This is a genomic window from Oceanospirillum beijerinckii DSM 7166, assembly GCF_000422425.1.
GTDB lineage: Bacteria > Pseudomonadota > Gammaproteobacteria > Pseudomonadales > Halomonadaceae > Oceanospirillum > Oceanospirillum beijerinckii.
Window position 1 is genome coordinate 1 of the sequence record NZ_AULT01000075.1, and the last position, 11739, is coordinate 11739.

Sequence of the window (11739 nt, forward strand, 5' to 3'; positions counted from 1 at the left end):
ACCAGTCATCTTTGCAGTGCCGGGGCGTGGTAAAGCCACTGTTAAAGCCTTCAGCGGCTTCTTAAAGGAGCATGAAGGACAACCGGAGCAAATAGCAGAAGTCGTCTGCGATATGTCAAAAGCTTTTTGTAGTGGTCTAATGCTACCGGACACTTCGGAAGGCATTTTGTAAAATGCTCTTAGAGGTGATCATGACAAAGAAGCAAAAAAGACCTAATTATACCCTTGAATTCAAGCAAGACGCCGTCAAACTCGTTCTTGAAAAGGGATATACGATCCAGCATGCCGCTGATAGCCTAGGGGTTTCCCTGAGTGCTCTTAGTCGCTGGGTTCGTGCTGAAAAAGGCCATGAGCCCAAAGCCACTTCTAGTCAGGCTGCGCTTAATTTGGCCGAACGAAAAGAGCTTGAAGAGCCGCGGTTTCGGATAATAAGTGCAATTCCTTGAGAAAGCTCAGCCATCAAGGGTAATAGCGACCCTCTGCAAGGTTGCAGTCAAAGTGGTTGAATATAAGGATAGGATCAAATTACATCTTCCGAGCAGCAGTCCGTTTAAAGAGCTTTTACGAGATGTGACAGAGTTTTTTTATACATCGCTACGGCCTAAACCGAGTTAACTCAGTTCAAAAGAAAAGGGTAAGCCATAGATATCAGATTAAAGGTGTTCTGAGGAAGACGCTCGCCTTTATATGCGGTACAGGTGTAAAAAGGGGCTACTAAAGCAGGAAAAAGTCTGGATTTAGCACTTATAAAGTGCGACGGATGATCAAGGTGAGAGTGGAGCCTGAAAATGACAGGCTACCACTTGTTTATGAAACATCCGGGCTAGTAAATTAGATTGCACTTATTACTTGAATCCAAGCTATACTTTCTCCAAAAGTTTGCTCTTTTTAAACTTTGACACTATATCAATCAAGTCCCAGGCAGGAATACTTATCTTGTCAGCAATAGCCACTAAATCCTTTGTTCCATCTGCGTAAGCACATATATTCATCATGTTCTTTACTATTCCCCAAGTATCTTTTGTGCTTTCTTGAGGGTAAAGACCTCGACTACCAAGCTGAGGTTCACACAATACATTTATCTTATATGTGAAGTTTGACTCTAAAACATCAAACACCTTAACATAGGCTTGGTATGCGCCATCAAGCCCCTCCGCACTTATAAAATCAAGATTATCTAAAGAAGTATGATATTCGTCATATTCAGCATACTTGCTCCTCATAATAGAGCAAACGGGCAGGTCAATTCCTGGGGCGCAATACTGACGCTCATCACTTCCTCTATCATCTGCAAATGAGTACTCAACAAACTCATCGACAAAATGTTGTAGAACATGAAGAGCAACTCTATCTGCCAACGTATTCTCATTTCTAGATGGTAAGAATGAGTAAGCGTTATTATCGCCAACACATGAAAGATTGAAACCTGCGACGATTCGTTCTTTCATGACCACCAGGTTTTTACTTAGATAGACTATAGAACCTATAGTTTCAGGAATGAAAACAATTCGATAAGAATAGCGCCTATTCGCCATAGACATTATATACTTGGTCAAGTATGTTAGCACCGTCGGACCAGAGAGCTCATTATTCCCCATTGAAGGATGACAAATGTAGCTAGATAGAAAAATCTCCTCATCGCTATCACCTTTAATTAAGAGTTCAGCATAGTTCAGCTCTCCATCCTCTAGTTTGCTATCGATATGTACGGTATAGCTACCAGGCTTTAGCCTGTCACGCTCTTGCTGAGAAATGCAAAAGCCCCACTTCTCCTTATAGTATGAAGTTACATAGGGGATCGCGTCTGGCAGTTCGGGAAGAGAATGAAGATGCTCTTGTAGTACTTCCAGATCAACTGTTTCATGTATCGGTATAGAGTAACCAACAAGATGCAAATTATTGAGAGAAAAATCACATATTTTTTCCCCATTAGGGCAAACAATATATGCCTCTCTAACATTCCACTCTTTAGGTACGGTCCAGTCAAAGCAACGAGAGCCTGAAGGCATGCTCATTATATTAAGACCAGGAAGCTCTCGTCTAAGAATTGAAAGAGTTTCCCTTACTCCATCACCCGTCAGGCTTCTATTTATAGGAAAGAGCTCTTTACAGAGCTCATAAATCTGATCACCAACCATCATCTAGCCCAGCTTTTCAGAAAGGATCAGAATAATAAGTGCAATGGAGTTCATATCAGTAATTTCTTCATCATCCAGTTCAACATCAAATTCTTCTTCAAGAGCAAGAATAATATTCATATGCTTTAAGGAATCCCAGCTTTCGATAGAACTTGGAGACGATTGTTCTGATAAATCACTGGCTTCCACTTCCAATACATCTGCAATAATGGCTATTATCTTATCTCTCATAACACACCTCAATATAATCAATGTTTTTAAAAAAATAATTATCTACATTAAGCAAATAATTTTTCCCTTTGTCATCAATGCTGTGTAAATCAAAGCCTAGTTTCTCAAATAGGTCCGAAACCTGATCATTTTTTAATGTCTTGGTATAGCGAGATTTCAATACCGAAATATTACTTTTACGTACAAAGTCGACAATTACATCAATAAACTTAAGCTCAATATTTCTGCCCAAAACCCTACAACTCATCAAAAAAGTATCAATAAATGCACTGCTATCGGAGAACTCTAAAATACATAAACCGGTAATACCGCTATCACCAAATTTATCACTAACAGATATCGATATCACACTCTTATTATCAGACTGCATAAAAATCTCAATATCTCTCTCCGAATATCTTTTTGTCGTTAAATTAAACTGATTTGTTTTTTGCGTCATCTGAGAATAACGAGCAATATGATCCACTTGATTAATTTCGACATAAATGGTCAACCCTAGAGATCTTAAGTAATCTTCTATGCTTAAACTATCTTCCTTTGCACTCTGACGTTTGATTTGCTCCTTATAAATACTAATCTTATTCTTATCCTCTATCGTCTCAAATGGAGCGTAAAATACTTCTTCAATATATTTTATAAGCCTTGAATATTCATGCCTTTTATTTGGCACTTTAAATGTAGTGACCATAGGAAGTTCATTCTTAATTAGAGACACTTCAAAATCCGAGTCATCAACAAAGACCAAACTATCTAAACCAATATTTAACATATCTGCTATAGCACGAATATTTGAAGCTTTATTCTTCCAGTTCACCATTTTAATAATGATATGCTCGTCTCTTAGAACCATATCACTGTGATGCTTTAGCACTTCATCGACATCTTCAGGATTGTTTTTACTACAAAGGCAAACAATAACCCCTCTGGATGCTAATGAAACAGCGAGCTGCTGTATTTCCTCGAACATCTCAATATTTTCAAAACCTGTTTCACCTAATACTCCAGACCAAAGTGTATTATCACAATCCAGTATAATAGCTTTTTTTGTTTTTCCACTATTACTTAGAACAATAGGAGCTATGCGAGAAAAATACTCTTTATACATATCAATGGTATAGAGTGCTTTTGATGAAAGAAAGTATCTCATATCTGTGGCACCATCCACTGAAACTCTCGAAATGATTTTATTGATATCAACCAAATAAAGATTCTTGTTTTTATGTTTTTCTAGATGATTATTTAATTGCTGACATATGCGATCAAGCTGATTGGCATGAAGCTGTATATCATTAAAAATAAGGCTAGAGAACTTATTAAAAACAACAACACTTATATCAGATAAGTTGTTCAGGACTAAATCAATCTCTTGTCTAACTTTTTCAATAAGAGAATCGACTGCTTCAGAGTTAAAGTTTCTATACTTGTACTGAAGCCCATCGACTAGATTACATAATTCCCAAAATATTACTACAGCATTTTTGTCAGTGTATTTAAAACTATCCTGTACAATGTTATCATACTCACCCAAAGTAACAAGGGCACCCACCCCTTGATCTCTCAAAGCGTATTCACAAATATCTTTTGCTTGATGTATAACGATATTGGATAGTATTGCTATCCTGTAACAATTGTTTTCTACTAGTGGCTCAAGGTCTCTATTTTTTTTAATAATTTCTCTATACTTAAGGTTTTTCATAGCATTACCTGACCACCATTGACTCTGATTGTTTCCCCTGTAATGAAGTCAGATTTCTCTGAAATCAAGTAACTCACAGCATGTGCCACGTCTGAAGTTCGAGCAAGCCTTTTCAACGGTGTATTAGATATTGTCACAAGCTTTGTTCTCTCAGGTATGTTCGCAGTAAGATCAGTATCTATCATACTAGGAGAGACACAATTCACCCGTATACCAACCGGTGATAACTCTACTGCTAACGACTTAGCAAAACCATCCAAAGCAGATTTCGCCGTAATATAATGCAGCCACTCACTATTGTATTGTTCAATCGCTTGCGTAGTTATAAATACAATCTTTCCATAACCATGATCTGACATCATAGGAATGGACTCTTTGACCAAATAGAAAGATAATTTGATATTAGCATCAAGCTGTTTTTCTATATCAGCCCAAGACAACTCACGAAACTTAACATTGCCAAATTTTGCAACGGAGGCATTCACTACTGCCGTCAGATAGGAAAAACGCCTTTTAATCTGGAAAAACATTTCCGTAACATCCTCTTTGCAAGTAAGATCTGCTTTTACAATAACAATCTTAATACCTTGGTATTCTGCTTCCAGCTCCGTCTTTATTGAGTCCACTTTATCTTTATTAGAGTGATAATGCAGTATTAAGGTATACCCTTCGCTGGCGAGTACCCTGGCAGTCTCAGTGCCCACCCCACCTGTAGCGCCTGCAACCAAAGCAACTTTCTCAAGCTCAACTGGCTCCTCCAGGGGCTCGGTTTCTTCTTCTATTATTTTGACCTTAGCAACACCGGTGGTTACTTTTTGCTTATCCTGATTAAATATATCCGTTTTAAGTTCAATGCTTCTTTGACGGTCATTTTTCTTTATAACAGTTGCTGTAATCGTCAGTCTATCGCCTACCCTGACAGGTAATAAAAATTCTAAGCTCTGAGAATACCATAAAGCCCCGTCACCAGGGATTTTGGTACCAATAATGGTAGAGATAAATGAAACACCTAACATCCCATGAACAACAGGCTTCTTGAAAGGGGTTCTACTTGCAAACTCTCTATCAATATGTAGCCTGTTATCATCACCGCTCAGTTCTACAAAGCGTTCGATATCCTCTTTTTTAATCGTATGAGATATTTCTTTCGAATCACCAATAGAGATCGCTTCATATTTACTAGTCATATTTCTTCCTATTAACTAGTGCACTATAGTTGATCGTAATTTTTTTCTTAACAATCTCTTCCATAGGAAGATTCTCAACAGGAACAACTGTTTCTGACTCGATTTCCAAGCCACAGTCATTAAATAGTGATCTGATATCATCTACACTTTTAAAGTGATAAAGGTGATCAATAGCAGGGCAGTTTACACACGTAGATAAGAAAGCCTTACCATTTGTAGCCATTGAATCATGAATTTTTCTAAGTAATAGCTCAGGCTGCTCAACATGCTCAAGCACCTCACCCATTAGAATAAAATCATACTGCTGATCATTTTCCAGACTTAATATATCCTTATTAATATATCGCACTTCCTTATCAGGTACAGCATGTTCGATAATGGATTTTGAAATTTCCAACGAGGTTCTTGATATATCGACAGTAACAAAGTCTACTCCAGGATCTAAGTTAGTAATAGCATGTCTTAGAAACAACCCATGCCCTGGACCTATTTCTATATATTTTTTAATATTTTCTTTATTATCTATAAGCGCCGTTCTAAAGTGTTGCAGTATTTTATAATGACTTTCCCATAGATACTGTGACAAAGCCAAACCTATCATGTAAGATAGCATTGCTTCTTTATTGTTGTAAACATCGGCAATAGTATTGCTTAAATTTGATACTGGGTAATTACCAGTGCGCATGAATTTAATCTGACATTTAATCATGTCTTTAACCATTTTTATATACGCATCCAGTCCATAATCTATGCTGAGATTATTAGCCTCTAAATAACGTGAGTAGTCTGCTAGAAAAGATTCAAGCTCTTGTATAAAGAATATATCTTTATTAGCCAGAATAATATCAATTTTCTTCTTGTGAAGAGGCATTTTTAGGTCTATATAGCTCAATAAATATTTAATATTTCTCATAAAATACTCCACAAATATTTTTTATCTTCTTGAAGCTTTTTCTCTACAAAGTGGTGCAGCTCTTTAAAGCTAACTATCTCAATTGACAGCTTTGGGTTTTCTAGCTTTATTTTTTTTACAAGACCTGCTTTTTTTATATCTTGTTTTAGGCGCACAAAGGATACTGAATAATCGGCACTAAGATCTCTACAGAAATATATCAAATTAGTTTCAGTGCGCCGACCATTTAAATCTACTGTTTGACCTGTAAAGTTTTTATCAAACCTGTAATCTATGTTCAGTAGCCACTCAATATAGTGAATTTCAGTAAAATACTCTATGACACCGCCGATAGCTCCCAGATAACCATTTTTTTCATATATTTCTTCTATCAGCGAGCCAGAACCAAAGGAAGCGTAATCAGTATTAATTTCAAAATGCCTTTTTGAGAAATTTTTACCAAATAATAAATATGAAAAATTACCATCACTCGTTCTTCTGGGTTTATTCTGCACCCTCAAGAACTCACTGACTACATCAAGATCAGATGGAGTATCATCTATAGTATAGGTTTCTCTCTTAGCATATGAATATGAATATACTGGAATAGCAATATTACCACCTAAAGACTCGACTTGACACAAAAGATCATTAAATCTGGAAAACCTAACATCGTTTGTTCTTCCTACACGAAGCAAGCCAACCGGATTAATATGTAAAGCAACCGGTTTATCTTTAAACATTGAACTAAATTCTAATATATTCATATAGCATCCAATAATGGCCAGATATAGATTAAACCTTATCACTATGCACGCAGCCTACATAGCTTCCAAATGGATTTATCAGGCTGACTTATTTATAAAGTTTATGATCAGATTGTAGAGCCCCTTTAATCAGAAGTCTTCACTGTTTAAGCGCTCTCTCTGTCATCCTTAAAGCATAACGATGCATTAGCCCGGATATTTCATTTAAGGACTAAACAAAAACGGCTGAAAGCCTTATGGTTATTGGTATCTAGACAATATCCCAAAGACTTCAGCCGAGGACAAAATGCTACCACACTCTTTGCAGTTTTCATCCCTTAAAAAGCGCATTCTTCAAGCTCAATTTTCTGGCGGGCATATATCATCCGATTCAGGCCTACTTCTCCTCGGAGAAATCGATAAAACACTTAAGCTTTCCGGCCAACTCGCCGAATACTTTGATGATCCCAGAAGGCAAAGCCACACTCAGCACGATCTAAAAAGCATGATACAACAGCGTTTAATGGCGATTGCTGCCGGTTATGAAGACCTCAATGATCATGACCTGCTTCGTCATGATTATGCGTTGCAAACCGTATTGGATAAGGATCAACCTTTAGCCAGTTCTCCTACGCTGCACAGGATGGAGGCTCATGTGCAACGCCAAAGCTGCGTTAAAGCACATCAGCTTTTATGGCTGCAATTTGTGAAATCTTTCTCGGCACCGCCCAAACAGATTATTCTCGATTTTGACGCGTCAGATATCCCGGTTCATAGCGATCAACCGGAACAATTCTTTCACGGTTACTATGATCATTACTGCTATTTATCGCTCTATGTCTTTGCTGGCCGCTTTCCTCTCGTGACCTATTTAAGGTCCAGCTATAAAGATGGTGCTTACCACTGCGCGGCTATTTTACGGCTATTGGTGAGCTTCCTTCGTCAACACTGGCTTGATGTTCAGATCATTTTTCGGGGAGATAGAGGCTTTTGTCGCCAGTCTATTCTGAAGTATTGCGAGCGATATAAGGTGGGCTGTATTATCGGCATTACCCGAAATAAGCAGCTTAAACGTGAACTGAAGGAAACCGGTCAGCCCCGTGAATACTGGGATTTTCTATATCAAGCGAGCTCTTGGCAGTGTCCCCGTAAGGTCATTGCAAAGCTCGAAATAACGGATAAAGGAGCAAATCCTCGCTTCTTGTTAACGACGTTTAAAGGTGAAGCAACCGACCTTTATCAACTGGATATTGCACCCGTGGAGAGATGGAAAGCCGACTCAAAGACCAGCAACTCGACTTATTCGGTAAACGCACGTCAAGTAAGCATTGGTGGACAAATCAGTGGGGATTATTACTCTCTGCTTCACTGCTGTCCGGTTAAATATAAACCAGTTCCATTGACAGCTGATCGGGGGCTTCTGGAGGTGATGAATACCCAGCTGAATCAGGGTGGAGAAGATCTATCAGTGATCGTCTACTCGTGATATTGACACTGACCAAGCGATTTATCTGTTGTAGCGATAACGAGGAAAAACTTGATTGTTGAGCCCTCTTTAACAACAGATACGCAATCATCGCCACTAATATCTGTATCCATACCGCATTCTCATTGCGTCCAATGAAACGTTTGATTTTCAGGTTTTGTTTTATCCATTTGAAGAACAGTTCAATTTGCCAGCGCTGCTTATACAGCGCTGCAATTTCTTCTGCTGTTCGGGCCATATCATTGGTGATAAAGACCAGAACCTTCTGATCCTCTTCTCGTAAAAACGTCACTCTTCGCAGAGAAATTGGACAGGTTTTACGTGCCTTATCTGATGTCAATCGGATAATTTCATCGCTCAGAATACCATTCCCTGTAGCCTTCAAAGTCTCAATGACTTCATAACATGCGCTCGATTTCATACGCCCCACAAATATTGAATTCTGCTGATCCAGCCCGTAATACCAGCTGTAGTCATCGTAAGCCCTATCTACGACATATGTGATCCCTGGCAGGATTGGCAAGCTATTGAGCGCTTTACAATCATGGACTTTGGCATCGGTCATCTGAAAGAAAACGGGGGTCTCTGCATTAGGATCATAAACGGTATGAAGTTTGATCCCTCCTTTTGTAGAGCGAAACTTTGCCCACTCGTATTGATTCAAATTCAGGTCAATGGTGGTGGAGTCAATTAACCGCACCATTTCATTTGCCGCTTTGTTTGGTAATTGTTCACGAACTTGTTCCAGTAGGTAGTAGAACGTTTCCAAAAAAATTTCGGAGGGTCGATTTTTGTTTGCATCAGATAAAGAGGAACGACTGATAGTGCGGGTTCCCAGGTGATAATGGCAGTTTTTCTGGCTGTTAAAGCAATCCACTAAATCACGCAGAGACTGACGTCCGGTGAGCTGGGCAAATAATAGGGCGACCAATTGATCCCAGCAGGAGAGCGTTCTGATTCGCTTATCTCCTTGATGACGATCTACGACATCTTGAAAGCGTTGGCGGGGCAGTGATTTTAGAAGTTGATGGAATATGATGGGCTCCTCGACGTTAGGTGTGGATTTATTGAAATGTATCTGCCCGTCATCGTCGCCTCGCAAAGCCAGTTCTCCACATAAGAGAGGAAGCAGGCCTGGAGGAACACAGGGCTGAAAGCCCGAGTAGTCCTTGCCTGAGCCCGAGAGTTGCGGAAACTGAGTGTGAAGCGTGGCAGAGAGACGGGGCAGAATCTGCCTTGATTCCGAGCTGAGCAAATAGTCAGCCCGTAAATCAAATCCACACGCAACGTCGAAGAACCATATGATGTTAGTATGCTTCACGCTGGCCTCTGGGTTGGTAAAATGCTGTCTCGACAACTGCTATTTTACCGTAATCCCCAGAGGTTAAGCTCTCCAGCCCCTTCCGTTTTTTTAAACCGGACAGCAGTGTCTCTGCTTATGTCTTCCTGCTCTTTGAAAGTCTTAGCCCGGATATTTCATAAAAGAAGGCAAGTTCCGCCCAAGTCATTGATATGATTGGGTCGACCAAAAAAATGCTTCGGAAAAAGCAAACCGGAACTTGCCATGCCTCAATGTACACAAGAACAGCTCCGTTTTCACCCTGCCAACGGTAAAACTATTCGCGCTGACTTCAACGGTGGTGAACTTTCCTCTGATTTTGGTGCGCTTCTGCTACGCCAGTCTCTTTTACAGAGTGATTTGATTCGCCGGATGGCAGAGGCTATCTCTGCTGGATCAGGAGAGACCGATTAAAATACTGAAACATGGGAGGCCAGTAAAAAGTAAATTCCGTTATGGATGGGATCATTTGTGCACTCTGATCTTCAATATCGGTTTAGGGCAACCAATCAATCATCTGATTGCCCATATCTATCATAGGAAGCCGAAGATCTGTGCGGCTTCAGGCTATTTCTGAGAATTGTCCCCTACAGAGCAAAAAACAGCCAAAATAGGTGTCTTTCAAGAAGGTCCGACAGGCTGCTGGATGATAATTCATTGCCTCTTTAATGTGGCGAGCGGCTTGGGAAGTAGGAGTGCCATCTTTTGCCGCTTTACCGAAATTGTCCGTCTCCTATTATTGGCAAGTGGTTGCCGCTTTTATAAAAAAACATCCTGCTTCAATATTTTTTTTTAAAAATCAATAAGTTAAAAGAGATGGCATGGGTTGTGCTAAAAAAAAGATAAGAGCAGATTGAGAAAAGTTACTTGCTAGAAGCGATATGAGTGATCTGCCTTAACAGAGAAGCGGCATAGTGTTGCAAACCAGTGATCTGCTTCTAGAAGTAGCATATTGATCAGATAACGCAAAACCGCTCGTTTGGTGGTTTGGGAAAAGGAAATAAGTCATGGCTTTATATGTAAATACCAACGTATCAGCACTGAACGGTCAGCGTAACTTGCAGAATGTGACTGACCGTATGAATAGCTCTTTTGAGAAACTATCTTCGGGTAGTCGTATTAATAGTGCGAAAGATGATGCTGCAGGCCTGCAGATATCAGACCGGCTTACAACTCAAATCATTGGTTTAGAGCAGGGGACGCGTAATGCTAGTGATGGTATTTCTATTGCTCAAATTGCCGAAGGTGCTTTGAGTGAAGTGACGAACAATATCCAGCGAATGAGACAGCTGGTTGTTCAAGGTGGTAACAGAACCCTGTCTCCTGAAGACCGTCAAGCTTTGGGGGATGAGTTTAATAAACTTATTAGTGTTAATGATGATATAGCTGAGCGTACCGCATACGGCACTATGAGCATCTTAAATTACGATGCTAATGAAGCGGGCTTCCAGATTCATTCCGGTGCTCAGGCAGGTGAGCAAGATACTGTTACTACCGGTAATGCTAAACTGACATCTCTTTTTGGTGATTTATTAAATGCAGAAGGAGCAACCGGTGCTATGAGTCAGTTGATTCTGAGTACTGGTGGTGCGCAAAGTGTTGCCGGTATTGTTGAATCTGCACTAGCAGATATGGGTACTTTGGGTAAACTTGTTGGTGCTCACATGCTTCAGAATGGCGTTTCAATCGTTTCTGTTGCTCTGGATGCTTTATTTGTAGGTACTCAGACAAGTGCAGATTTTGAGAATCTGAACGTCAGTGACCTAGCAACACATAGCGCCTTGCAGTTAGATACGGATGTACTGACAAATTTACTAACTACAGATATGTCAGCGACAGCAGGCTCTGTAGGGGATATTGCTGTTATTCTGGCACTGAGTAATGCTGCTGCTGATCTGATTAATATCACTTCTGCTGATATGATTGGTAACAGTACAGCAGGTGCGTCCGTAGACTTCGAAGCTTTTACTGATGCGCAGTTGAACACAGCAAATGCCTTCGCAACTGATAGTCTGCTGGATATG

Annotated in this window: 11 protein-coding genes and 2 pseudogenes; 6 read left to right on the top strand and 7 right to left on the bottom strand. The window is 39.8% G+C overall.

Translation table 11 applies throughout. From position 1 onward, the window contains the following. The first annotated feature begins 16 nt into the window (after positions 1-16). Positions 17-172 (top strand): transposase, encoded by a 156-nt coding sequence (locus tag H579_RS29500; RefSeq protein ID WP_245583301.1) that lies wholly within the window; start codon positions 17-19, stop codon positions 170-172. A 19-nt stretch (positions 173-191) separates the two neighbouring features. Continuing rightward, positions 192-446: a transposase gene (locus H579_RS26340; RefSeq protein ID WP_036566661.1), complete on the top strand. Its 255-nt coding sequence runs from the start codon at positions 192-194 to the stop codon at positions 444-446. 414 nt (positions 447-860) lie between these two features. Here H579_RS26340 and H579_RS26345 read toward each other — a convergent pair whose 3' ends face one another. From H579_RS26345 to H579_RS0117895, 6 genes are read right to left on the bottom strand one after another with little or no spacing between them, the layout of a single operon-like run. Further along, on the bottom strand, positions 861-2141 hold the full coding sequence (locus tag H579_RS26345) for a DUF4910 domain-containing protein (RefSeq protein ID WP_211224746.1): 1281 nt from the start codon (positions 2139-2141) through the stop codon (positions 861-863). Beyond that, positions 2142-2369, bottom strand: a complete 228-nt coding sequence (locus H579_RS0117875) for an acyl carrier protein (RefSeq protein WP_028301811.1) — start codon at positions 2367-2369, stop codon at positions 2142-2144. It lies immediately after the preceding gene. Then, positions 2359-4065: an HAD-IIIC family phosphatase gene (locus tag H579_RS0117880; RefSeq protein ID WP_028301812.1), complete on the bottom strand. Its 1707-nt coding sequence runs from the start codon at positions 4063-4065 to the stop codon at positions 2359-2361. Before H579_RS0117880 ends, H579_RS0117875 begins: the two co-directional genes overlap by 11 nt. Further along, positions 4062-5252 carry an SDR family oxidoreductase gene (locus H579_RS0117885; protein ID WP_028301813.1) on the bottom strand — a complete coding sequence of 397 codons (1191 nt, stop codon included), beginning with the start codon at positions 5250-5252 and terminating at the stop codon, positions 4062-4064. Before H579_RS0117885 ends, H579_RS0117880 begins: the two co-directional genes overlap by 4 nt. After that, positions 5245-6165, bottom strand: coding sequence for a class I SAM-dependent methyltransferase (locus tag H579_RS0117890; protein WP_028301814.1), 921 nt, complete (start codon positions 6163-6165; stop codon positions 5245-5247). The genes H579_RS0117885 and H579_RS0117890 overlap by 8 nt, the downstream gene beginning before the upstream one ends. Further along, a complete protein-coding gene (locus H579_RS0117895) occupies positions 6162-6911 on the bottom strand; it encodes an AAC(3) family N-acetyltransferase (protein WP_028301815.1) in 750 nt (249 codons plus the stop codon). The genes H579_RS0117890 and H579_RS0117895 overlap by 4 nt, the downstream gene beginning before the upstream one ends. A 286-nt stretch (positions 6912-7197) precedes the next feature. On the opposite strand from H579_RS0117895, the pseudogene H579_RS26350 reads away from it, so the two are divergent. Next, positions 7198-8273: pseudogene (locus tag H579_RS26350) on the top strand (IS1380 family transposase). Here the strand turns inward: H579_RS26350 and H579_RS28730 are convergent. Next, on the bottom strand, positions 8270-9697 hold the full coding sequence (locus H579_RS28730; protein ID WP_028301816.1) for an IS4 family transposase: 1428 nt from the start codon (positions 9695-9697) through the stop codon (positions 8270-8272). The pseudogene H579_RS26350 and the gene H579_RS28730 sit on opposite strands and share 4 nt — an antisense overlap. 243 nt (positions 9698-9940) lie before the next feature. Between H579_RS28730 and H579_RS29910 the strand changes: the two genes are divergently transcribed. The 3 genes and pseudogenes from H579_RS29910 to H579_RS26355 all read left to right on the top strand — a co-directional run. After that, on the top strand, positions 9941-10129 hold the full coding sequence (locus H579_RS29910; RefSeq protein ID WP_028301817.1) for a hypothetical protein: 189 nt from the start codon (positions 9941-9943) through the stop codon (positions 10127-10129). Then, positions 10104-10292 (top strand): annotated as a pseudogene (locus H579_RS30150) (IS4 family transposase); the annotation flags it as partial. The gene H579_RS29910 and the pseudogene H579_RS30150, both read left to right, overlap by 26 nt. Before the next feature lie 430 nt (positions 10293-10722). After that, positions 10723-11739: flagellin N-terminal helical domain-containing protein (locus H579_RS26355; RefSeq protein WP_051227844.1), on the top strand; the 1017-nt coding region annotated here is incomplete at its 3' end.

Excerpts from the sequence above, each read along its gene's own strand:
- H579_RS26340 (WP_036566661.1), top strand. The coding sequence starts at position 192 with ATGACAAAGAAGCAAAAAAGACCTAATTATACCCTTGAATTCAAGCAA.
- H579_RS26345 (WP_211224746.1), bottom strand. The coding sequence starts at position 2,141 with ATGATGGTTGGTGATCAGATTTATGAGCTCTGTAAAGAGCTCTTTCCT.
- H579_RS0117875 (WP_028301811.1), bottom strand. The coding sequence starts at position 2,369 with ATGAGAGATAAGATAATAGCCATTATTGCAGATGTATTGGAAGTGGAA.
- H579_RS0117880 (WP_028301812.1), bottom strand. The coding sequence starts at position 4,065 with ATGAAAAACCTTAAGTATAGAGAAATTATTAAAAAAAATAGAGACCTT.
- H579_RS0117885 (WP_028301813.1), bottom strand. The coding sequence starts at position 5,252 with ATGACTAGTAAATATGAAGCGATCTCTATTGGTGATTCGAAAGAAATA.
- H579_RS0117890 (WP_028301814.1), bottom strand. The coding sequence starts at position 6,165 with ATGAGAAATATTAAATATTTATTGAGCTATATAGACCTAAAAATGCCT.
- H579_RS0117895 (WP_028301815.1), bottom strand. The coding sequence starts at position 6,911 with ATGAATATATTAGAATTTAGTTCAATGTTTAAAGATAAACCGGTTGCT.
- H579_RS29910 (WP_028301817.1), top strand. The coding sequence starts at position 9,941 with ATGCCTCAATGTACACAAGAACAGCTCCGTTTTCACCCTGCCAACGGT.